Origin of the sequence: Flavobacterium sp. W20_MBD1_R3, from assembly GCF_052119725.1 — a bacterium.
Taxonomy (GTDB): Bacteria; Bacteroidota; Bacteroidia; order Flavobacteriales; family Flavobacteriaceae; genus Flavobacterium.
In genome coordinates, this window is sequence record NZ_JBGQOR010000008.1 from 53,453 (window position 1) to 77,856 (window position 24,404).

The following is a 24,404-nucleotide window of genomic DNA, read 5'->3' on the forward strand; positions in this document are numbered from 1 at the left end:
TTTATAAATTATCTTTTTAATGAAAAGTGACCTTTTTTTTCTCTGCCATCTTCCAGTTTTAGAGTGAACCAATAATCATCTGCAGGTAAGGGGATTCCGTTAAAAGTGCCATCCCAACCCAAACTTGCAGCGGGAATCCACTGTTTTATTAGTTTTCCGTATCTGTCATAAATATAGATGATGGATTTTGAATTAAAAGTTTCATTCACCCCTTTTATACTCCAATAATCATTTTGGCCATCGCCGTTTGGCGTGAAAAATTTTGGCACACCTACAATTACAATTTCTTGATAAACAGGGCCACATCCATTCTTGTCATTTATATAAACAATATGAATTCCGGCGGGAACACTGGTAAAGACGTTGGAGTCTTGCCAAAATCCATTGGGTTCATCAATGCTGTATTCATAACTTCCTGATCCGTTTACGTTGACTGTTACAGTATTTGCATCAGTTAAATCTTCAATATTGACAGCGCTAATGGTTGCACTACTTGATGCGGTGACAGTTATGGTTCTTATTCTGCTACAACCTGAATTGTTTATTACTTCAACGGTGTAAACTCCTATGATATTTACGGCTAAAGTTGGTGAATTAGTACCTGTATTTATTCCATCTCTTGTCCATATATAATCATAATCAATCGTTGGCGAACCGTCCGTTATCCCAGCATCAAGAGTTACAAAAAAAGTTGAAAGATTTAAACATACCAATTGATTGGAAAGACCGTCTAGATTTAAGTCAATATTTGGAACAGGATGAACAACAAATTTTAATATCGTCGATGCAGTGCAAGTTGTATTTATTGGATTTTCAACAATTGCAGTAATGTTTTGAGTACTCGTTATAAAGGGATTAGGCAAAGGGCTTGGTAAAAGGACATTATTTTGGTCATAATATTTGATAATCATTCCTGCTTGTCCGCCAAGAATGGTGGTTTCGAATGATGAGGTGTCAAAGGCAAACTTACCATCTTGATTTATTGGGTTCGCTTCGTCATCACAAGCTGTTATCAAAGATGTAGGAACAGAAAATGCTTTTGAAGAAGCATCTACGACAAAATTTATAATAGTTTCGTCAAAACATTGTTGCAGCGTATTATTAGTTACCACTGCTGTAATAGTTTGCGAAGTGGAAAGAAAATTTACCGGAAATGGACTCGCGATCATAACTCCATTAGCATCTTTCAAAGGATTATTGGCTTGATCGAAATAAGTAACCGCTACGTTGTTTTGTCCTTGTAATAAATCAGATTCCAATGAAGAAGTGTTGAATGTAAATATTCCATCGTTGTTGTCGTCGCATTGTCTAGGAATGATAACTGTATTAGCAACTGGTAAAGCTTGAACATTTAAAGTTAGATACGGGCCTAGACCATAACAGGCATTATCTAAGTCACTGTCAATCCGTATCCAGATATCTTGAGAATTAGGGTAACCAATATTTCTATAATTCGAAATATCTGTAATTACATTAGTTTCTGCCAAGGCATCCGCTTCGTTTTTGTAGTAATTGATAGTGTAAGTATCCGAAGTAGGCAAAAGATTTTGTAGTTCGGCTCTAGACGTTGTCATATCGAAAGTAGTGATTCCATCTCTTTTGTTGTTATTTTCGTTATTATTTCCGTTGACATCCAAAAAGTCATCACAAATGGGAGGAAAAGTAATTTTGTAGTTTGGACTAATGTTCGTAGCGGGAACTTTCAAAGTGATTTTTGCAACACTATAACAACCTGTTATTTTGTTACTGACTCTCGACCAAATATCCATTACTGTTGGAGTTGTATTTTCAAAAGCCAATTCATTTAAAATCAAATCAGCTGGAACGGCATTATTTGCTCCGTTTAGCGAAGTATAATAAGTAAAATTTTCATTAGTAGAGTTTGCTGAAATTTCAGTGTTATTTACGGTTAAATTAAAAAATGTCTTTCCGTTAACAATTAAGTCGGTGTCACATTGAATGATTTCGACGTCTTTTACTATCGGTAATGGATTGATGATTACTGATATTTCAGATCTCGGTCCTTCACATCCAGTAGCTGTGATGGTTTGACTTACGTAATATTTTGTTGTGCCTACAGTGGCTGTCGATGGAGTGGGACTTGTTGCGCGTGATGTTCCGCCTGTAGGAATTGTGTACCAATTAAGAGAAGAATTAGCCGAAGCAGTTGCTGTTATAGGAATGGCCGTTTCGTTATGACAATAGACAATGTCACTTACTATTGGAGCCGTCGGTAATGGATTTACAATTACAATGATTTCAGCTCTTGGTCCTTCACAACCTGTAGAAGTTATGGTTTGACTCACATAGTATTTTGTTGACCCTAAAGTTGTAGTAGAAGGGGTCGAGCTTGTTGGGCTAGATGTACCACCCAGAGCTGTTGTGTACCAATTTAAAGTACAATTTGCAGAAGCTGTTGCTACTAAAGGTACAGCAGTTTCATCACTGCAATAGTTTTTATTACTAACAATTGGTGCAGTAGGCAATGGATTTACAGTTACTATAATTGCAGCTCGAGGACTTTCGCAACCGTTTACTGTGTTCGTCTGGCTTACATAATAAGTGGTGGAGCCTGCAACTGTTGTAATGGGTGTAGGACTTGTAGTTGAAGCAACTCCTCCATTTGGCAAAGTGTACCATTTTAAAAAGCAGTCTGTCGAGGCGGTTGCAGCTAAAGGAATAGCTGGTGCACTCAGGCAATATAGAACGGGGGTTATAGAAGATGTTGCGATTTGAGGTAAACTAGGCAAAGCTTTTATAGTGGCGACAATTTCAGTCCTTGGACCATTTGGGCAACTTCCATTTGAGGCATCAACATAATAAGAAGTTGTAGTGGAAAGAGTGGGTGTTGTAAATGAATTTCCTGTAAATAGTTTTGTTCCTCCAGTTGGAGTGGCATACCAATTCACGGCACCATTAGTTGCAGTTGCTTGCAGGGTAACAACTCCCGATCCACAAATAGAACTGGAAGTTTTGTTGGTTATTTGAGGAATTGTAATTGTCGTACTTGCCGATATTTGAAGAGTTGGATCTCCAGGCATTCCGCCATATTCTACAATATATCCTTTAGGTTGGTAATCTCCACTTTCATCACCGTTTAATTTTAAGTCATTCCAAGAGCCAAGTATTCCTACACCGGAAGCAGTAATGTGAGCATAGTTTTCATTTCCAGACTGGTTGGGTTCGTTCTTATTCCAATAGGCAAAATTTGGTGTTGTTCCATTAACTCCGCCATTCCAAAAAACAACTCCGTTTCCAGCATTTGCCAAACCTTCAGGACCTGTAACCCATTTCCAAACCCCTTCATTCTGAAAGTCACTACCCCCAATCCATCCCGCTCCTTTAGCTTGCTCTCCAGAAATTTGTACTTCTTCTAACGAAGAAATTGTGGCGAGATATCCTTTTAAACCATAATAATTAAGTGCTTTTGCCGCTGATCTTGCCGCAGTCCAACTAATCCCTATTTCAGGAACAAATTGGTAATAGTGACCTGTAGATGGAAGATAATTGGCCTGGCCAATTGTAATAGCAAAGTTTCTAGTTCCCGAAGGATTCGAAGATGAATTGCTGTATACAATATCTTTTATGGCTGCTTCAAAATCTGTGTAGGGAATTTTTACGCCTGTCGGACTGTATAGCATGAGTTTACCTGCAACTGAATCCCAAGCAGTAATTATTTTTGGATGTGCCGCTGAATTAGAAAGTGTTAAATTATCTTGATTAGAAACATATCCCGCAGCTATTTGAATGTAAATAGCATCGGTATCGGGTTCAGCAGGGTCGCTTGTTATGGAAATAGTTTTTACAATTTTTAAGGATGTTCCCGCACAGTAGGTTTGATTTCCTGTTGCGGTAATTACGGGTGGGGTAATTGTAGCTAAGGTTTTGCTGCAATCTTCAGAATAACGGGCGGCGGCATCTTTTTTAGAAGGATCCCAAGAATTTGAGACTGCTTCATTATCTACTTGAATACAACTTAGATTTGGATTATTAAATGCATTTAAAGCAAATAAATCGCTATTGTTGCCGTTCTTTAAATTTAGGCTAGTAAGTTCATTCCAACTACAAATTAGGTAACTCATAAGGGAGTTTTTGCTGATATCTAAACTTGTTAATTGATTTTGAAAACAAGACAAGTAGGTCAGTTTGGTATTTCTTGTAAGATCTAAATTGGTTAAGTTGTTACCCCAACAATTTAATTGAGTTAATGAGATGTTGTTAGTTACATCTAAACTCGATAATCTATTGCGGGAACACTCTAAAGAAGTCAAACTTACAAAATCTTGTATTCCGGTTAGATTAGTGATATCGTTAGCCGAAATGTCCAAGCTCGTAATTCCGCTTATATTAGCAGTAAGTACTTTCCCATCAATAACACCGCTATCAATGCCTTTATTAATCAGTGCACTTTCAAAATTCACATCTGGAATCAAAGTATTTTGGGCACAGCAAAAAAAAACAGAGAATAGTGTAATAAGAGGGTATAGCTTTTTCATAAAATGATAGAAAAAAATTGAAAAAATCAATTTAAAATAAACTTACAGATTCCAATTCATCTTTTTAAACAAATCCCAAACCACAATTCCAGCACTTACGGAAATATTCAAGGAATGTTTGGTTCCTAATTGTGGAATTTCGATACAGCCATCGCATAAAGCAACAGCTTCTTGTGCTACGCCAAATACTTCGTTACCAAAAACCAGAGCATATTTTTTGTCTTTTTCAACAATGAAATCTTGAAGAAAAACAGCGCTTTGAACCTGTTCTATGGCAAGCACGGTTACGTTTTCTTTTTTCAAATTTTCAATGACTTCGAGTACATTTTTATTATGTTCCCAAGCCACAGTTTTTGTGGCGCCAAGAGCAGTTTTATGGATTTCCTTGTTTGGAGGTGTAGCAGTAATACCACACAAGTATATTTTTTCAATTAGAAATGCATCGGCAGTTCTAAAAACAGAACCAATATTATGCAAGCTGCGAATATCATCCAGTACTAAAATAAGGGGTGTTTTTTCAGATTGTCTAAAAGCCTCAATAGATTTCCGATCTAGTTCGCTGTTTTCAAGCTTTCTCATATTTGTGAATTATTCAAAAAAAAAGCTTCCGAAATGAATGGAAGCTTTTTGTGTATTTAATTATAAATTTAGCTTTTTGATGAACCAACTGCTAAAACATTTCCTTTTATCGTAAGTGTTTTACTTGGTACAACTGCATTAGTTGTCAAAGTAACGGTTTTTGTAAAAGCTTGGCCTGCTCTTGAAGTATCATATTTAACTCCAATAACACCTTGTGCACCTGGAGCAATTGGTGCTTTTGGATACGTTGGTACAGTGCAGCCACAAGAACCTTGGGCATTAGTAATGATCAATGGTTTGTTTCCATTATTCGTGAAAACAAATTCACGACGACCATCAGAATTGTACGCAACGGTGCCGTAATCAATAGTCTCAGTAACGAAAACCATTCCTGCGCCATTTACTTTTGCAAGTGTGCTGGTCGCTTTTGTTTTTTTTGATGTTTCTTGTGCGTTAGAAGTGGTTATTCCTAAAACAACTAGTAAAGCTAAGGTAATTATCTTTTTCATGTGTATTTCAATTTAATAGAGTTACAAAACTAAAAAAAAATTAGAAAATACACTCTAAATATTTCTTAAAAAAAAGGTTAATTTTTTGAGGAGGTTATTTATTTGTTTTAAAATCTATAAATTCGCTAATATATTTTTCATTTTTTAAACATAAAACCATTGGCATCTAAAGATAAAGTAGTTAGGGAAACACCATTAATGAAACAGTACAATGAGATCAAAAGGAAGTATCCTGATGCTTGTTTGCTATTTCGTGTAGGCGATTTTTATGAAACATTTGGAGAAGATGCTGTTCGTGCCTCTAAAATATTAGGAATCGTGTTGACCAAGCGTGGAGCCGGTTCGGAGACAGAAACTGCCCTCGCCGGTTTTCCGCATCATTCCTTGAATACGTATTTGCCTAAATTAGTCAAAGCGGGACTTCGTGTAGCAATTTGTGACCAACTTGAAGATCCTAAAATGACTAAAAGCATCGTAAAGCGCGGTGTTACAGAGCTTGTAACTCCCGGAGTTTCTATGAATGATGAGGTTTTGCAATCAAAAACTAATAATTTTTTAGCATCTGTTTTCTTTGCTAATAAATCTATAGGAATTTCCTTTCTAGATGTTTCTACTGGAGAATTTTTGACAGCTCAGGGGAATGCTGAATATATTGATAAACTGTTGCAAAATTTTAATCCAAGTGAAGTTTTGATTCCTAAAAACAGTAAGAATGATTTTAGGGAAATTTTCGGGGACGATTATCACAGTTTTTATTTGGAGGACTGGGTTTATAAGGAAGATTACGCATTTGAAACCCTAACTAAGCATTTTCAGACGGTTTCTTTGAAAGGTTTTGGAATCGAAGAATTGAAAGAAGGAATTATTGCTTCTGGAGCCATTTTATATTATTTATCCGAAACACAGCATAATAAAGTACAACACATTACAGCAATTCAGCGCATTGCCGAAGATGCTTATGTTTGGATGGATCGATTCACCATTCGCAATCTAGAACTATATCACAGTTATAATCCAAATGCAGTGACGCTGCTGGATGTGATTGATAAAACGCTTTCGCCAATGGGCGGTCGTTTGCTGAAACGTTGGTTGGCGTTACCACTAAAAGACAGTCACAAGATTCAAAGTCGACACCAAGTGGTTTCTTATTTAAAAGAGAACCAAGGCGTTTTGAAAAATATCCAAAATCAAATCAAGCAAATTTCTGATTTGGAACGACTGATTTCGAAAATTGCAGCCGGAAAAGTGTCGCCTCGCGAAGTAGTCTATCTAAAAGAATCATTAGAGGCTATTATTCCAATAAAAACTTTGGCATTAGAAAGTCCGCAAGAAGCCGTAAAAGTAATCGGTGATAGTTTGCACAGTTGCGAATTGCTGCGGGAGAAAATCAAAACTGTTTTAAATCAAGATGCGCCTGTGGCTATTGCCAAAGGAAATGCGATTGCCAAGGGAATCAATGCCGAATTAGATGATTTACGGGCAATATCAACTTCTGGGAAAGAATTTCTAGAAGGAATCGAAAAACGAGAATCACAACTGACGGGAATTTCTTCGTTGAAAATTTCCTTTAATAACGTTTTTGGGTATTATATCGAAGTCAGAAACATGCATAAGGATAAAGTTCCAACAGAATGGATTCGAAAGCAGACTTTAGTCAACGCGGAACGTTATATTACCGAAGAATTAAAAGAATACGAAACTAAAATTCTAGGTGCTGAAGAGAAAATCCACAAAATAGAAGTAGAATTATTCGAGCAATTAGTCAGTTGGATTGCTACGTATATCAAGCCAGTTCAAATGAATGCTAATTTGGTGGCGCAACTGGATTGTTTGTGTTCTTTCACGCAGTTAGCTATCGAAAATAAATATGTTTGTCCTGAGCTTGATGAAACATTTGAACTGGAAATTAAAAACGGAAGACATCCTGTTATCGAAAAACAGTTAGCGGTTGGGATGCCTTATATTGCCAATGATATTTTCTTGGATAGAGAAACACAGCAACTAATTATGATTACGGGTCCAAATATGTCTGGAAAGTCGGCTATTTTGCGACAAACAGCTTTGATTGTACTCTTGTGTCAAATGGGAAGTTTTGTTCCGGCAGAAAGTGTTAGAATGGGAATTGTGGATAAAATATTTACTAGAGTAGGAGCGAGTGATAATATTTCGATGGGAGAATCTACTTTCATGGTTGAAATGAACGAGACGGCTTCTATCTTAAACAATATTTCCGATAGGAGTTTAGTGCTTTTAGACGAAATTGGAAGAGGAACAAGCACCTATGATGGGATTTCCATCGCATGGGCTATTGCCGAGTTTTTGCACGAACATCCTTCAAAACCTAAGACCTTGTTTGCAACGCATTACCACGAGTTGAATGAAATGAGTGAGTCTCTACCCAGAATTCAGAATTACAATGTGGCTGTCAAAGAATTGAAAGATACCGTACTTTTTATTCGGAAATTGGTAAAAGGCGGAAGTGCGCATAGTTTTGGAATACATGTGGCGAAGATGGCCGGAATGCCTCAAATTGTAATTTTGAAAGCGCAAAAGCTTTTAAAGAAATTAGAAAAGAATCATTCCAGCGATGCGCTGAATGGCATCAAAGCTGCGAAGGATGAGATGCAAATGAGTTTCTTTAATTTGGACGATCCATTATTGGAGGAAATCAAGGAAGAGATCTTAAATCTGGATATAAATACCATCACGCCAATGGAAGCATTGATGAAATTGAATGAAATTAAAAGAATGTTGACTAGAAAATAATTTATTTTGTTTTAAAGTTTGGGTTATCAGAACATTAACTTTAATCTGTAATTTTTTTATAAAAAAGGCTTGTGTAATTCAATAAATGTCCTAAATTTGCATCCGCAATACAGAACAAGTATCGCGGTTCTTTCTAAGAATTGAAAATGCGAAAATAGCTCAGTTGGTAGAGCGCGACCTTGCCAAGGTCGAGGTCGCGGGTTCGAGCCCCGTTTTTCGCTCTGACACCACATAATGCTCGGATGGTGAAATTGGTAGACACGCTGGACTTAAAATCCAGTGAACAGCAATGTTCGTGCGGGTTCAAGTCCCGCTCTGAGTACTAAAGCCTCTTCAATTGAAGAGGCTTTTTTTTGTTTTAATAGTTTTCAAGAAATGACTAAATCTGTTGAAACTAGTATTTACTCCTTTTTTATGATTTGTAATTTGAATTGTTTGTTAATTTAATAGACTATGGGTGCTTTTGTAATTAGTAAAAGATATAATGACCAATATAAGTTTGTTTTTACATCCAGAAAGGGCAAGGTTGTTTTTACAAGTTTGAGTTATGAACTTAAATTTGAGTGTGAAGAAGCTATTGAAAGATTTAAAACAGATATTGAGTCGGCAAGTTTTTTAAAGTTTAAATCCTCTGGTGGGAAATATTATTTTAAATTAATAGTAGGAGATAATCACTTTGCAACGAGCAGAAAGTATACCACTTCATTGCGTTTGCAAAAAGGAATCGATGAAATTGTTCGCTTTGGATCAATATCAGAAATATTAGATTTCTCAGCAAACGATTTTATATTTTTTGATTAATTTTTTTTTGATAGTAAATAAAAAGAGAGTCGCAGCACCTAGCTTACGACTCTCTTTTTTATTTTTAAACAATAGCGAATCTTACTTTAGAACTAAATACCTTTAATATTCCGAAACCTTTTCAAATAAAAACAAAAAAAAAGCTACGCAATGCGTAGCTTATTTTTTTTCTGTAATTTAAAAATTACTGAACTTCTGGAGTAACTGCAGTTGTGTCAGTAACAATAGTTGTAGAGTCTGTAACTACAGCAACAGTGTCAAGAACTACAGCAGTAGTGTCTACAGCTACAGTTTCTTCAGCAGCAGCGTCAGCTTTTTTACATGATACAACAGTCAATACAGCAACAGCAGCTAAACTTAAAAATACTTTTTTCATCTTAATTTAATATAAAAGGTTAATTATTAATTCGGGGCAAAGATATAAATTTTTTAATATGTAAAATATTTTTTTATTTTTTTTTTAAAAAATATTATTTTTTGACAACCCAGGTTTAAATTACAAAGAGTATGCCAGTTTAAGCAAACAATTAAGGAATGTTTAATAACAGCATTTAACGTCTGTTTATAGCCTATTTTTTCTTTATGTTTTTCTTTGTCAAGGGTTTAATTTTTTTTGGGTGCACTAATTTTAATTCACTGATTAGGTTTTTTGCACCTGCATATTTGTCCATAATAAACAATACGTAACGGATATCTACCATGATGTTTCTGCAAATACTAGGGTCGTAATAAATATCACTCATAGTTCCCTCCCAAGCTCTGTCAAAATTGAGTCCAATTAGGTTTCCATTTGCGTCAACTGCAGGACTTCCTGAATTGCCTCCTGTAGTATGATTAGTACCAATAAAGCAAACTGGCATTTTGCCGTTTTCGCCATATTGTCCATAATCTTTGGTGTTGTATAAGTCCACTAATTTTTTAGGAACATCAAATTCATAATCTCCGGGGATGTATTTTTCCATTACGCCGTCTAAATAGGTAATTGGGGTATAAACAGTTGCATCTTTAGGCTCATATCCTTTTACTTTTCCGTAGGTTACTCGTAATGTGCTGTTGGCATCAGGAAATATGCGGTTTTCTGTATTCAATTCTAATTGGGCTTTCATGTATGTGCGTTGTAAAGCAGTAATCCTTAAGTTAATTTCATCGTATTTTGGTGCAACTTCTGTCGCATATTTATCGGCTAATTCTTTTACTAGAAGGAATCCAGGATCATTATTTAAATTTGCTAAAACAGTTCGTGCGTCACCGGCAAGCAGTTCTTTTAAGCCCGCATAACTCTGAAGTTTAGATTTGGTATAAATTTCTGTCGTTAAATTTTTCGAATTCAAATTCACTAATTTTTCTGGTAAAAATTGTTTTGGAGATTTTTCTGCATATAATTCGATCAATTGCTCAAAAACTTTTTCATCAACCGTCGCATTAAAATTTTTGTAAAAACTAGCCATTCCGCTTATTAAGTTGTTTTTGCGGTCTGTAAACGACTGTTCTCCTTTGCTTTTGAAAACTTGTTCTAATTGGTACAATCGGTAGCCTACACTCAGCAATTCGGTATTGCGCTGTACCACTTCCGTAAAATAGTCTCTAGCTACTGCGTAAGGCGCGATTTCTACGTAATTTTTGTCAAATTCAGATAGAAGCGTACCATACTCTTTTTCTTTGCCCGCTTTTATTATTTTTTGTTGAAATAATTTTTCAGATTCTCTTTTTACCGCAACAGCATTTGATTTTTTTAATCCTTGTGTTTCTCCAATCCATTTTTTCCAATAATTGGCGATACTCGCATATTTTGAAGCATATTGAATTTTAATTGCATTGTCTTTTCGCATAAACCCATCAGCAACTTTTAGCGCTTTGTCTCTGATTTCTATTTTGGCAGGATTCAATTCGTTTGCAATTTGTTCAATGGCAACAGCAGGTAAATATTCGTTTGTTTTTCCCGGGTATCCAAAAACCAATGTAAAATCATCTTCGGCTACGCCATCAAGCGAAATCGGCAAGAAATGTTTGGGAGTGTATGGAACATTGTCTTTTGAATAAGCAGCCGGATGATTATTTTTATCGGCATAAATTCTAAACAATGAAAAATCTCCGGTGTGACGTGGCCAAACCCAATTGTCAGTATCGGAACCAAATTTTCCAATTGCAGTAGGTGGAGCTCCTACTAAACGTACATCGGTAAAGGTTTCCGTCACAAAAAGCATATATTGATTTCCTTCGTAAAAGGTACGAATTTTATTTTCCTGCCAATTTTCCTTTGGCAATGAACTTGATAAGGCTGTAATATTCTCTTGAATTTTATTCTGTTTTTCGGCTTCATTGCTAAGGGAAGTGGTTCCTTCTAGAACTTGTGTTGTTACATCCTCAATTTTCACCATGAAAGTAACGGTCAAGCCATCGTTTGGCAGTTCTTCTTCCATTTTGTAAGCCCAAAACCCATCGGTCAGGTAATCATGATCAACGGTTGAATGCGATTGAATTTGTGAATATCCACAATGATGATTGGTTAAAATCAATCCTTTTGCAGAGATAACTTCAGCGGTACAACCTCCGTTAAAATGTGGAACCGCATCTTTCATGCTCGACTGATTCACATCATAAATGTCCTTGACAGACATTTTCATGCCTAGATTTTTCATTTCGGTTTCATTCATTCCTTTGAGCAGCGAAGGAATCCACATGCCGCCTTGCTGGGCTTGCGTCTGAATGAAAAATAGTAATAAGAATAATTTTAAAAATTTCATGATATTAAATTTAGAGTGTAATTTTATTTGATTTTGTACTTCATCAATTGCCTTTTGTGAGATTCGAAACCGCTGGCAAGATACAATTTTTGTGCTTTTTCATTGTTCGGCTCCACTTCCAGATAAATCTGTTTTAACAATAATTGGTAACTTTCATTTTTAATAAACGAAATGGCTTCCTTGCCAATTCCTTGTCCTCGTGCTTTTTCGGTTACGTACAATTCATCTAAAAAAGCAATTCTTCCTTGGTATTCAAAACTAAAAACGAATGTCAAAATAATGTATCCTACAATTTCATGGTCGGATACAATCAGCCAAGCTTTTCCCAGATTATCATGGGAAATAAATTCTTGAAATAAAGTTTTGGATACGTCAATGGAAATGGGATAATTATCGATAGCATAAAATTTCTGCATCATTAAAACGATGGTGTCGATATCAGTAGCAGTAATTAGTTTGAATTTAATCATTCACGATGTTTTTTAAAATAATAGCAGTAGCACCCTTGTTCATTTTTACAAAAGTGCTGCACATGTGTCCCTTTTCGTTGCGGATGTCATCATTTCGAATCAGGTTTTCCAGCGCTTCGTTTAATTCTTTTTGATTGGCAACCGACACACAGGCGTCCATGTTGACCAGTGCAGTTGCTTCTGCAAAATGGGAATAGTTGGGACCAATAAGGATAGGAACACCAAAAGTTGCGGGTTCCAATACATTGTGAACTCCGGGATTCCCAAAACCGCCACCCACATAAGCAATATCCGCATAACTGTATATTTTTGTCAAAATACCAATTGTATCAATAATAAAAACATCGAAATCAGCCAATTGCTTTCCTTCTTTTGCAGAGAATAAAACAGTTTTTTTGGTGATGCTGTTTTTTAATTGTTGAATTTGTTCCTCTTTAATATTATGTGGCGCAATTATAAACTTAATGTTGAAAGTGTTTGAATTAATAAAATTAACTAACAAATCTTCATCTTTTGGCCATGAACTTCCCACGACAATAATCAATGTGTTGTCTTTAAAATCAGAAATAAAATCGAGTGAATTGTCTTTTTCTAAAATTGAGCCCACTCGGTCAAAACGGGTGTCTCCGGAAACGGCAACATTGGTTTTATCTAACTGCTGCAGTAGTTTTTTGGAAGTTTCATTTTGAACAAAAAAGTACGTGAAGGCATCCAGAGCTTCTCTGTAAAAACCACCGTACCATTTAAAAAACAGTTGATTCTTTCTAAGAATTCCAGAAATCAGGTAAGTTTTAGTATTTGATTTTTTGAGTTCAAATAAATAATTGGGCCAGTATTCATATTTGATAAAAAATACCAAATCCGGATGAATGAGTTTTAAAAATTGTTGGGCATTTTTCTTGGTATCCAAAGGCAAATACACCGTAACATCAGCAACAGTATTATTTTTGCGAACTTCATAACCTGAAGGGGAGAAAAAAGTTAATACGATTTTATGCGTGGGAAATTGTTCTTTAATCTTTTCAATCACCGGTAAGCCTTGCTCGTATTCACCCAAAGAAGCGGCATGAAACCAGATTGTTTTGTCAGTAGGTTTTATTTTTTGTTCCAAAACAGGAAAAACTACTTTCCTGCCATCTACAAAAAGTTTCATTTTTGGACTGAAAAGCGCAGTGATTTTTAAAAAAAACCCAGCAAGATGAACCATTAAATTATATATAAAAAGCATCATTGAAATTTTGTGGCTAAAATACGTTTTCTTTATTTTAATTTCTTCCGCAGTAATATTTAAATTTTGACGACAGGAACTTACTTTTTATTTCATTGGAATATTATCTTTTTTTACTGTGGGTTGCATTGGTTTCAACTCATAAATAACTATTTTTGTTCTTCGTTTTAAGAAAGTATTTACTTCATTTAGAATAAGTAATCTTTTGAACATTAAACAAAAATTGCAATGAAAAAAATCCAAATGGTTGACTTAAAAAGTCAATATGAAAAAATAAAAGACAGCGTTAATATTTCTATTCAGGAAGTTTTAGATACTAACACTTATATTAATGGACCTCAAGTTCATCAATTTCAGAAATCATTAGAAGAATATTTGGACGTAAAACATGTAATTCCATGTGCTAATGGAACCGATGCGCTACAAATTGCGATGATGGGACTGGATTTGAAACCAGGAGATGAGGTAATCACAGCTGATTTTACTTTTGCCGCAACAGTAGAAGTGATTGCTTTATTACAATTGACACCCGTTTTAGTCGACGTCAATTTATACAACATGAACATTTCCATTGAAGGAATTAGAAAAGCGATTACGTCAAAAACAAAAGCAATTGTTCCGGTACACTTGTTTGGTCGTGCTGCCAACATGGAGGCTATTATGGCCATCGCCAAAGAATTTAATCTATATGTGATTGAAGATAATGCACAAGCGATTGGCGCCAACTGTAAGTTTTCAGATGGTACTAAAAAGAAAGCGGGAACGATTGGACATGTAGGAGCGACTTCTTTTTTTCCTTCTAAGAATCTAGGATGTTATGGAGACGGTGGAGCGATTTTTACCAATGATGATGCTTTGGCACACAAACTTCGCGGTATTGTAAATCACGGAATGTACGAACGCTACCATCATGATGTTGTAGGTGTAAATTCTCGTTTAGACAGTATTCAGGCAGCGGTTTTGAACGCTAAGTTGCCTTTGTTAGATGAATATGGAAGAGCCAGACAAGATGCAGCCAGAAAATATTCAGCAGCTTTTGAAGGGCATAAAAATATAGTTGCACCAAGCATTTGTGATATCTGCGACTGTCACGTTTTTCATCAATATACATTGCGAATAATTGATGCTGACAGGAATGGTTTGATGCAACATTTACTGGACAAAGGAATTCCATGTGCTATTTATTACCCAATTCCGTTGCATTCGCAAAAAGCATACGCTGATTCCCGTTACAAAGAAGAAGATTTCCCGGTAACCAATCAATTAGTTACGGAAGTACTTTCGTTGCCGATGCATACCGAATTAGATGACGAGCAAATTAAGTTTATTACGGATTCGGTTTTAGAATATTTAGGATAATTTTAGTAGAGACGCGGTTTATCGCGTCTTTTTTATAAACGACAACACGCAATAAATCGCGTTTGTACAAAACAAGAAATCATGAAAATATTAGTCACAGGAGGGTTGGGTTTCATAGGATCTCATACCGTGGTAGAATTGCAAAACGAAGGATTTGAAGTTATTGTTGTCGATAATTTATCAAATACTTCTTTGACTGTTTTGGACGGAATCCAAAATATTACTGGAAAGATCCCAGCTTTCGAAAAATTAGATTTACGCGAAAAAGAGAAGGTACAGGATTTTTTCAAAAGGCATCATGATATTTCGGGCGTTATTCATTTTGCAGCTTCAAAAGCAGTGGGCGAAAGTGTAGAAAATCCGTTATTGTATTATGAAAATAATATCAGTGCATTGATTTATGTTTTGCAGGAATTGCAGCAAAAACCGGAGGCTAACTTTATTTTCAGTTCTTCTTGTACGGTTTATGGTCAAGCCGAAACCATGCCAATAACGGAGAATGCATCGATTCAAACAGCCATGTCTCCTTATGGAAACACGAAGCAAATAGGAGAGGAGATCATTACTGATACTGCAAAAGTTACTAATATCAATGCTATTTTATTGCGCTATTTTAATCCAATTGGAGCGCATCCTTCTACTGAAATTGGAGAATTACCTATTGGAGTTCCTCAAAATTTAGTCCCTTTTATTACCCAAACCGGTTTTGGATTGCGAAAAGAGCTTTCGGTTTATGGAGATGATTATCCAACTCAGGATGGAACGGCAGTGCGCGATTATATTCACGTAGTAGATTTGGCGAAAGCCCATGTAATTGCTTTGCAACGCTTACTGAATAAAAAAAATACGAACAAAGTAGAAACTTTTAATCTGGGAACGGGAACGGGAAGCTCGGTTTTAGAAGTCATTCATTCTTTCGAAAAAGTGAGCGGTAAAAAACTGCCTTATAAAATTGTAGGCCGCAGAGAAGGTGATATTACTTCGGCTTACGCCAATACGGATAAAGCGAATGATATTTTGGGATGGAAAGCGCAGTCTACGCTCGAAGAAGCGATGGCAAGTGCCTGGAAATGGGAACAGAAAATTAGAAAATAAAAAAAGAATCTCTTTTTAAAATCATAAAAAAACCTCCAAAATCAAATGACTTTGGAGGTTTCTAATTTTTAGTGGGCAATGAGGGGTTTGTTTACGAATCATTTCATGTTGGTTAAAAAAGATAGCATTACAATTTAAATGGGCTTTAATTTCATCCTAAAAGTTTAAAGACTATTCTTTTGTAACAAATTTATCTTCAGGTCTATATATTGCAACTGAAGTTCGTTTTTTAACACCTCATATTGTGCTGAAATAAATTGATTTTTCACCGAAGAATATAAAATAGCTTCCACTTTTCCGCTTTCAAATTTGGCTTGGGCAGTAGCCAAAGACGCTTTAGCATAAGACTGTTTTTCGTTCAATTTATCCTGAAACTGCCTATAATTTTTTTTGTTTTTATGCTCTAATTCAATTTGATTGCGCAAGACTTGTTTTGTCTTTTCAATAACCAACTTTGATTTTTCACTTTCTACTTTTGAAGCACTAAATTTTTTAGTATTCCTAAATCCATTGAAAATCGGAATTGTCAATTGCATCCCAATCTGATGGCTTTTATTAGCTTCTAGTTGCGTAAAAAAAGCATCCGTGTTTGAATTTATCTGATTCAATGTTTTATAATAAAAAGAGGAAAACCCATAATAGGCTGTAAGCATCGGTAAATTAAGAGCACGTTCTACACGAATCGATTTCAAACTGTTTTCGTATTGGAGTTCCGCAAGCTTTATTTTAGGATTATAGATTCCTAGATCTAAATCTTCAGTGTCTCTTTCGTTAAAATAAGACTCCAATACAATTGCATCCGAAAGACTCGCATCGCTAACATTTATCAATTGGAATAATTCCATTTTTTTAATAGCATACAATTGTTCGGTTTCTAAATTTCGGTTCTCTTCCTCCGAGAAACTCAATTGCATATCATACAAATCACTTTGTGGCTTACTGCCAATGGATACCTCTTTTGTTACTCTGTCCAAATTAAAAGTGGCTTGCACAAATTGCTCTTCTTGAATTTTTGATAACTCCTGAGTGTAAAGTGCCTGATAATAGCTTTCTAAAATTTGTAATTTATATTCGTTTTCAACCACTTCTTTCTCGGCTTTGGCCTGCTCAATATTGAGTTTATCCTTTTGAGCATTTGCAAACGCGCCGAAATCAATTAAATTAGTTCTGGCATTGAGATAGAAATTATCACTTTGAAAATTGGAACTTACCCTCGCATTCGTCGCGGGATCAATGGTGGAACCAAAAATATAACCTTGTTGTCCATTTAAATCGATAGTAGGCAATATTCGATTTAAAACCGAATTTTGTGATTTTTCTGTTCTTTTTATTTCCAGCTGTCTGATTTTTATTTCAATAGTATTCTGCAAACCGGTTTCCATACAGCGGCTTAGCGACCAAGAAGTTTCCTGAGCACTTGCCAAAGCACAAAAGGTAAAAAAGACAACGGTTAAAACGATTTTTTTATTCATATTTTAAATATTTCAAAACATCTGTTTTTGTTGCTTGATAGGCTCTTGACAAAACGATGATTAACGTTAAAACCAATAATATTATAAAACCAAAAAGGAATGGAAACAAGGTCATTTCAATTCTAAAAGCAAAATTCTCTAACCACATATTCAATAAATAATAGGTAGGAAACAAAGCAATTAAAAAACCAATGATGCAATACAAAATATATTGTTTGGACAATTCTTTCAATAGCACATTGGTTTCTGCACCAAGGGTTTTCCGAATCGCTATTTCTTTCATCCTACTTTGTATCGAATAAGAAGCCAAAGCAAACAAGCCAAAAAGAGCAATGCCAATCACCACGAAATTCAGTAATGAAAAAAGGTTCTTTTGTTTTACATAGGTTTCATAGGTTCTAGCATATTGTTTGTCTACAAAATCATATTCGAATGGATACTCTTGATCTACATTTTCTTTCCAAAATTCCTCTATTTTTGCTAAAGTTTGTCCAGAGTTATTTGCATTAATTTTTACATAGATATTGTTCAAATTTCCTAACAGCCAATCATTAGTTTTCAAATGAAAGAAAACCATAGGAGGAACTTTTGATTGCGGACTCAACAAATTAAAATCTTTGACAACCCCTATTATTTTTAGCTTTTTACCTTGCCAAAGCACCGTTTTACCAATAGGATTTTTCTCTTTCATCATGCTCAATGCTGTTTCATTTACTAGTAATGAATTGATACTATCCGAGGCTAGCTTTTCAGAAATATTTCTTCCTTCTTTGATTTTAATTTGCATCATATCGAGCATATTGTAATCTATAGCTAGGTTTTGAGCCTGAATAATTTCTCCATTATAAGAAAAGCTGCTGCTAAGATCATTTCCTCCGCCAAACTTAAAAGTTCCTGCTGAAATTTGTTTAACGCCTTGAATTTTTGCGATTTCAAATTTGATAGTTTGATATTTTTTAAAGATCAATTCATTTGCTTTTTGACTCGTGATAATATCCTTTGATTTAAACCATTTGATAGCGATTACTTGATCGCCAGCGAATCCTAAATCTTTCGTAGCTAAATAAGTGACCTGATCATAAACAATATAAGAACCGACAATAAAAAAACTAGCAATAGCAAATTGAATTATCAACATTCCGTTGCGCATCCAAACACCACTTTTGCTTCTCCCAAAATTACCTTTTAGTACTTTTAAAGTCTCAAAATTAGCCACATATACCGCAGGGAAAACTCCTGCAACACTTACAGTAATAATAAAAATTAAAATAAGCTGGATGTAAAACTGACTTCCGTATATGATTAATTCTTTGTCTAAAAATTCATTGTAAAACGGCAAACTCAATTCTACAATTACTAAAGCTAGAAATATCGAAAACAGGGTGATTAGTATAGCTTCAAAAACAAATTGAAAAACTATATTGGTTTTGGAGGCTCCAATGATTTTACGAACACCGACTTCTTTAGCTCTTTTTATAGCATTGGCTGTAGCCAAATTGATATAATTTGCGATAGAAAGAATACTAATAAGTATGGATAATCCTAGCATTATCAATAAGAATTGATAATTTCCTTTTCCTTCCGGCATTCCCGGCACTATAGCATGCAATCGAATGGTGCTTAATGGGTTGAGAACTGATTTTATGGAACCGTTACTTTGTATAGATTCTTCGACCGAGATTCCATCTGATTTTGCGTCTTTTAGTGTTTTATTTTGATAATATAAAACATTAATTTTTTTGGTTAATTCTTCTACTTTATTTGGATCTTTTAATTTTATCATCAAATGATAATAAAAATTGCCCCAATAATCTTTATCTTCTAAAAGCTGCTTTTTCATCTGGTTAATCACAATATTTGGATTAATAGAGGAATTTCCGGGAACTTTGTAAACCGCAGTCACGGTTAAAATAGTATTTCCGTAATTTATTGGTTTGCCAATTGGATTTCCTTCTTTAAAAAATAATTTAGCCGTTTCTTGATTCATCGCTACACTATTCTCTTTTAGTAAAGCAGTACTTAAGTTTCCAGCTACTCTTTCAAAAGGGAATAGTTCAAAGAAATCGTTTTGAGTATTTAGCGTTTTATTTATAAAGTGTTTTTTTTCTTTGTATTTAAAAAAATCCGCATGATACCCGTCGTGATAAACCACATTTGCTACGTTCGGTTCGTCTTTTAAATAGGTTTCTAAAGTGACAGGATTGTAAGGCCAAATTACATTTTTCCCTATATCAGTGAAAACTTTAAATACTTTGTCTTTTTCAGGATTCCATTGATCATAGCTTTGTTCATCATTCCAATACAGAATAGCAAAAATCAATCCTGCTATTCCTATGGCTAATCCTAAAATATTCAAAGCCGAAAATAGCTTCTCTTTTTTGAGATGAAATAAAAATATTCGTGTCCAATTTTTTAGCATGGTTATTCGTATTTTAAGTAATGCAAAACATTAACTCTGGTTGCGTTATACGCTTTTGAAAGTACTATTAGGATTGTTAAACTTAGCAAGATTAGGAAGCCAATTACAAAAGGAATAAGTGAAATTGAAATCCGGAAGGCAAAATTTTCAAGCCACAGATTCAATAAATAATAGGTAGGAAACAAAGCAATTAAAAAACCAATGATGCAATACAAAATATATTGCTTGGATAATTCTTTCAATAGCACATTGGTTTCTGCACCAAGGGTTTTCCGAATCGCTATTTCTTTCATCCGACTTTGTATCGAATAGGAAGCCAAAGCAAACAAGCCAAAAAGAGCAATGCATATTACCACGAAATTCAGTAATGAAAAAAGGTTCTTTTGTTTTACATAGGTTTCATATGTTCTAGCATATTGTTTATCAACGAAATCATATTTAAATGGGGTTTCGGTATCTATAGTTGTCCAAAATTTCTCGATATCTGCAATCGTATTTTCTATGTCGTCTGATTTTAGTTTTACGAAAACCTTGTCTATATTTTGAGTTACATCTACCGTTTTAAGATGATAAAAGCACATTGGCGGGACTTCAACTTCGGGACTCAATAAATTAAAATCTTTAATGACTCCTATTATTTTTAACCTTCGTTCTTTAACAATAATTTCTTGTCCAATTGGCTCTTTTATCCTCATTAATTTTTGAGCTGTTTCATTAATTAGTACAGAAGTAATGGTGTCAGAAGCGTATTTTTTATCAAGTCCCCTACCTTTTATGACTTTAATTTTCATCATTTCGAGCAAATCGTAATCTACCGCAATTGTTCGTCCTTTAAAAAGCTCTTCTTTATACAATACTCCACCTAATGAATCGTCTGAACCATCGAATGAAACCAGACCTGTGGAAGATTGTTCAACTCCTTTTATTTTAGCCAATTCTTGTTTAATGGTAGTGTATTTGTTGTAAATATTTTGTCCAACATTTTCTACTTCATAGTCTGAATTTGGAAGGTTTAAGGATATAGCGATCACCTGATCTCCGTTAAAACCAAGGTCTTTATTGCTTAGGTAATTGACTTGCTGATAAACAATATGTGATCCGATAATAAAAAAAGTGGCAATTGCAAACTGAAAAACCAACATTCCGTTGCGCAACCAAACCCCGTTTTTACTTCTGCCAAAATTTCCTTTCAGAACTTTTAAAGTTTCAAAATTAGCAACATAAACCGCTGGAAATATTCCAGCAACCAAAACGATAATGATGAAAATTAGAATTAATTGCGAATAAAATTGACTGCCCAAGATCATTAAGTTTTTGCCTAAAAAATCATTGTAATACGGCAACGCCAATTCTACAACGACTAATGCCAATAAAATAGAAAATGAACTTATGAGAATAGTCTCAAAAATGAATTGTGTAATAATATTACCTCTTGATGCGCCCACAATTTTGCGTACACTTACTTCTTTGGCCCGTTTTATGGCATTGGCTGTTGCCAAATTAATATAATTGACAATCGATAAAATGAGAATTAAAATGGATAGCCCCATCATAATTAACAAAAACTGATAACTGCCTCGCCCTTCCGGATAACCATCTGTTATCGAATGTAATCTCGCTTCTGAAAGTGGTTCTATAACTACATTAAAATAACCTATTTTCTTAGCCATTTCCTCGGGAGTAAACCCCTCCAGCTTAGCTATTCTTTCAATGAAATCGCCATTATACATTCTTTCCAAGCTCTTTCGAGTATTCTCAATTTTTGACGAATCTTTAACTTTTAAAAGTAATTTAAGGACAAAAGGAGATGTTGTATTCCCACTCATCCATTCTTTCATTTTATTCATCACGACATCTGGAGCAATTGAGGAATTCCCTGGAATATGATACACAGCGCGTACCACAAACATTTGATCCAAACATGTTATTTGTTTTCCAATTGGATTTTCGTTGCCAAAAACTCGTTTAGCAATAACATCTGAAATAGCAGCACTTGAATCATCTTTTAATGCCGAAACAGCATCTCCCTTAATAATTTCGAATGGAAAAAGCGAAAAGAAATCAGCTTCAACATTGATAATTTTATCAACTATTTCTTTCTTGCCTTTGTAGATAATTTTATCCTTTTGATACCAGCTGTCAGCATAAACGATCTTTTCTACATTAGGGTCTTTATCTAAAATAGGTTTTAGGAATAAAGCACAATCTGAAAAAACGGGCATTCCTGTTAACTCTACTAAAACCTGATGCACTTTGTCTTTTTCAGGATTCCATTGATCATAATTCTGCTCATCATTCCAATACAGAGTAGCAAAAATTAATCCTGCTATTCCTATTGACAATCCTAAAATATTCAAAGCCGAAAACAGTTTCTCTTTTTTGAGATGGTATAAAAATATTCGTATCCAATTTTTTAGCATGACTTTATTTTTTTAATTCGGTTACCAATACATCTACATTTCGCTTATTACTTTTTTCCGAAAGGATCATTCCGTCTTTCATCAAGATGGTTTTTTGAGAAAAGGAAGCATCATGATCCGAATGCGTTACCATCAAAATAGTAGCGCCGTTGGCATGTAAATCGGTCAATAATTCCATGACTTCATTTCCGTTTTTACTGTCCAAATTTCCAGTAGGCTCATCCGCTAGAATAATTTTAGGATCATTAATTAAGGCTCTGGCAATAGCCACTCTTTGTTGTTGTCCTCCAGAAAGTTGTTGTGGATAATGTTTAATTCGGTGAGAAATACCTAATCTTTCCGAGATTTTTTCTACTTTTTTCTTTCGTTCCGATGCCGAAACACCATTATAGATAAGTGGTAATTCGATATTATCGTAAACCGATAATTCATCAATTAAATTAAAATTCTGGAAGATAAAGCCAATATTCTGTTTTCTTATTTTGGATTTCTCCGACTCTTTTAAACCAAAAATTTCTTGATTCAACAAAGTATAACTCCCGTCTGAGCCACTGTCTAAAAGTCCTACAATATTTAATAAGGTCGATTTTCCACTTCCGGATTGTCCCATAATAGCTATAAATTCACCTTGATTGATGCTGATCGAAACGGCACTGAGTGCTTTGGTTTCTACTTCTTCTGTTCTAAAGATTTTTGAAAGATTTTTGAGCTGTATCATATCTTGTTATTTTTTATTACTGTTATTCTAAATTTAATATTTCGGTGTCTACATAATCCTTATAAGAGGAAGTTATAACTTTCTCTCCTGCTTTTAATCCTACCAGAACCTCATAATACAACGGATTTTCTCTGCCGAGTTTTATGACTCTGCGTTCTGCTTTATTTCCATTGACTACAAAAATCCATTTGCTGGCTGTTTCTTGATAAAAACTCCCTTTTGAAAGTACCATTATTTTTGAGCTTTCAGATAAATTCAATCGTACACTAAAACTCAATCCCTGTTGTAATTTCAAACTTTCAGAAGAGCTAAAATTCAATTCGACAACAAATCGTCCACTTTTTATTTCTGGAATGACTTTAGTAATTTGAACATGGATTGGTTTTCCATTAAAATCGACTGTTCCTTTTTGACCTTCGGTAATTTTGTTCAAATAGAACTCATCCACATCGGCAAGCAATTTGTAGCCTTTCATAACATCAATTGTCCCAATACTTAGGCCTTGTGCGTAGGTTTTCCCTAAGATAGGTTCAAAAGAAGTAAGTCTTCCTGAAAGCGGGGCTGAGATTAAAAAATGCTGCTTGTTTGTTCTTAAAATTCCCAAACTTTTATCCATGAAAGCAATTGATTGATTGAGTTGTCCAATTTGGATTTGATTTGCCCGTTTCTCTTTGGTAACACTTTCCTTGATGATTTTCATTCTTTCTTTTTGGAAACGTAAATTTTCTACTGTTTTTTCCCATTCATTTTTGGAAAGGATTTCTTGCTCAAATAATTTCTTATTTAAATCGTATAAATTTTTAGAATCCAGATAATCGTGTTCTATTGCAATTAAATCTTTGGCCAAATTCAATTCCTGATTTCTTAAATCTAATTTTGATTTGTTCAAATTATTGATTTGTTCGATAATTGCCGTTTCTTGTTGCATATAATTCAACTCAGTATTGGGATTATACAGTCGGGCCAAAGCTTGTCCTTTTTTCACCATCGCACCATTTTCAACATAAATTTCTTGAACAGCACCGCCTTCTGTAATATTAATCAATATAGAATTCAATGGTGTTACTTTTGCCTGAAACACGATAAAATCTTCAAAGAAATTATTCTCGACTATTTTAATAGTAATTTCTGCTCTTTTTACATTCAGACTCCTTTTTTTAGTTACTGAAGAATAAACCAAAAAGCCCAAAATCAAAAAAAGGGACAATGCCATGAATAGATACTTATTTTTGTTATTTTTACGAGGAAGGATGGTGTCCATTGTTATTATTTTCAAGTGTATAAAGCAATATCGTGCCGAAAATTTAAAACTTGCAATCACCTGATTT

The 24,404-nt window shown here is 34.6% G+C and carries 16 protein-coding genes and 2 tRNA genes; 6 read left to right on the forward strand and 12 right to left on the reverse strand.

The window, feature by feature from the left end; all coding sequences use genetic code 11:
• Positions 1–8 precede the first annotated feature (8 nt).
• The 3 genes from ACEN2F_RS11315 to ACEN2F_RS11325 form a co-directional block, all read right to left on the reverse strand.
• Positions 9–4,496 (reverse strand): T9SS type B sorting domain-containing protein, encoded by a 4,488-nt coding sequence (locus ACEN2F_RS11315; RefSeq protein ID WP_441739143.1) that lies wholly within the window; start codon positions 4,494–4,496, stop codon positions 9–11.
• A gap of 42 nt (positions 4,497–4,538) precedes the next feature.
• Positions 4,539–5,075, reverse strand: coding sequence for an RNA methyltransferase (locus ACEN2F_RS11320; RefSeq protein WP_441739145.1), 537 nt, complete (start codon positions 5,073–5,075; stop codon positions 4,539–4,541).
• 68 nt (positions 5,076–5,143) lie between these two features.
• Entirely contained in the window at positions 5,144–5,584 is a 441-nt protein-coding gene (locus ACEN2F_RS11325; protein ID WP_441739146.1) for a DUF1573 domain-containing protein, read from the reverse strand.
• Between the two features lie 159 nt (positions 5,585–5,743).
• Here ACEN2F_RS11325 and mutS point away from each other — a divergent pair, with 159 nt between their 5' ends.
• The 4 genes from mutS (at position 5,744) to ACEN2F_RS11345 (ending at position 9,151) form a co-directional block, all read left to right on the forward strand.
• Complete coding sequence (mutS, locus tag ACEN2F_RS11330) at positions 5,744–8,350, forward strand: DNA mismatch repair protein MutS (RefSeq protein ID WP_441739147.1); 2,607 nt, start codon at positions 5,744–5,746, stop codon at positions 8,348–8,350.
• A gap of 148 nt (positions 8,351–8,498) precedes the next feature.
• Positions 8,499–8,571, forward strand: a tRNA-Gly gene (locus tag ACEN2F_RS11335).
• Between the two features lie 15 nt (positions 8,572–8,586).
• Positions 8,587–8,672 (forward strand) — tRNA-Leu (locus tag ACEN2F_RS11340).
• Positions 8,673–8,803: 131 nt separating this feature from the next.
• Entirely contained in the window at positions 8,804–9,151 is a 348-nt protein-coding gene (locus tag ACEN2F_RS11345; protein ID WP_441739149.1) for a DUF1508 domain-containing protein, read from the forward strand.
• 184 nt (positions 9,152–9,335) lie between these two features.
• Here the strand turns inward: ACEN2F_RS11345 and ACEN2F_RS11350 are convergent, their stop codons facing one another.
• The 4 genes from ACEN2F_RS11350 to ACEN2F_RS11365 form a co-directional block, all read right to left on the reverse strand.
• On the reverse strand, positions 9,336–9,527 hold the full coding sequence (locus tag ACEN2F_RS11350) for a hypothetical protein (RefSeq protein WP_441739151.1): 192 nt from the start codon (positions 9,525–9,527) through the stop codon (positions 9,336–9,338).
• A gap of 193 nt (positions 9,528–9,720) precedes the next feature.
• The gene (locus ACEN2F_RS11355) at positions 9,721–11,895 is read right to left on the reverse strand and encodes a S46 family peptidase (RefSeq protein WP_441739153.1); all 2,175 of its coding nucleotides are present in this window, start codon (positions 11,893–11,895) and stop codon (positions 9,721–9,723) included.
• A gap of 23 nt (positions 11,896–11,918) precedes the next feature.
• Positions 11,919–12,365 (reverse strand): GNAT family N-acetyltransferase, encoded by a 447-nt coding sequence (locus ACEN2F_RS11360; RefSeq protein ID WP_441739154.1) that lies wholly within the window; start codon positions 12,363–12,365, stop codon positions 11,919–11,921.
• Positions 12,358–13,593, reverse strand: a complete 1,236-nt coding sequence (locus tag ACEN2F_RS11365) for a 3-deoxy-D-manno-octulosonic acid transferase (RefSeq protein ID WP_441739304.1) — start codon at positions 13,591–13,593, stop codon at positions 12,358–12,360. Before ACEN2F_RS11365 ends, ACEN2F_RS11360 begins: the two co-directional genes overlap by 8 nt.
• A 228-nt stretch (positions 13,594–13,821) precedes the next feature.
• Here ACEN2F_RS11365 and ACEN2F_RS11370 point away from each other — a divergent pair, with 228 nt between their 5' ends.
• Positions 13,822–14,952 (forward strand): DegT/DnrJ/EryC1/StrS family aminotransferase, encoded by a 1,131-nt coding sequence (locus ACEN2F_RS11370; RefSeq protein WP_441739156.1) that lies wholly within the window; start codon positions 13,822–13,824, stop codon positions 14,950–14,952.
• A gap of 81 nt (positions 14,953–15,033) precedes the next feature.
• The gene (gene galE / locus ACEN2F_RS11375) at positions 15,034–16,047 is read left to right on the forward strand and encodes a UDP-glucose 4-epimerase GalE (protein ID WP_441739158.1); all 1,014 of its coding nucleotides are present in this window, start codon (positions 15,034–15,036) and stop codon (positions 16,045–16,047) included.
• Positions 16,048–16,211: 164 nt separating this feature from the next.
• On the opposite strand, the gene ACEN2F_RS11380 is transcribed toward galE, so the two are convergent.
• The 5 genes from ACEN2F_RS11380 to ACEN2F_RS11400 are packed head-to-tail and all read right to left on the reverse strand — an operon-like array spanning position 16,212 to position 24,337.
• On the reverse strand, positions 16,212–17,519 hold the full coding sequence (locus ACEN2F_RS11380) for a TolC family protein (RefSeq protein WP_441739159.1): 1,308 nt from the start codon (positions 17,517–17,519) through the stop codon (positions 16,212–16,214).
• Positions 17,512–19,938 (reverse strand): ABC transporter permease, encoded by a 2,427-nt coding sequence (locus ACEN2F_RS11385; RefSeq protein WP_441739160.1) that lies wholly within the window; start codon positions 19,936–19,938, stop codon positions 17,512–17,514. The genes ACEN2F_RS11380 and ACEN2F_RS11385 overlap by 8 nt, the downstream gene beginning before the upstream one ends.
• Positions 19,939–19,940: 2 nt before the next feature.
• Positions 19,941–22,358: an ABC transporter permease gene (locus ACEN2F_RS11390; RefSeq protein ID WP_441739162.1), complete on the reverse strand. Its 2,418-nt coding sequence runs from the start codon at positions 22,356–22,358 to the stop codon at positions 19,941–19,943.
• Positions 22,359–22,362: 4 nt separating this feature from the next.
• Positions 22,363–23,076 carry an ABC transporter ATP-binding protein gene (locus ACEN2F_RS11395; protein WP_441739164.1) on the reverse strand — a complete coding sequence of 238 codons (714 nt, stop codon included), beginning with the start codon at positions 23,074–23,076 and terminating at the stop codon, positions 22,363–22,365.
• Between the two features lie 22 nt (positions 23,077–23,098).
• Complete coding sequence (locus ACEN2F_RS11400; RefSeq protein ID WP_441739166.1) at positions 23,099–24,337, reverse strand: efflux RND transporter periplasmic adaptor subunit; 1,239 nt, start codon at positions 24,335–24,337, stop codon at positions 23,099–23,101.
• Between the last annotated feature and the right edge of the window lie 67 nt (positions 24,338–24,404).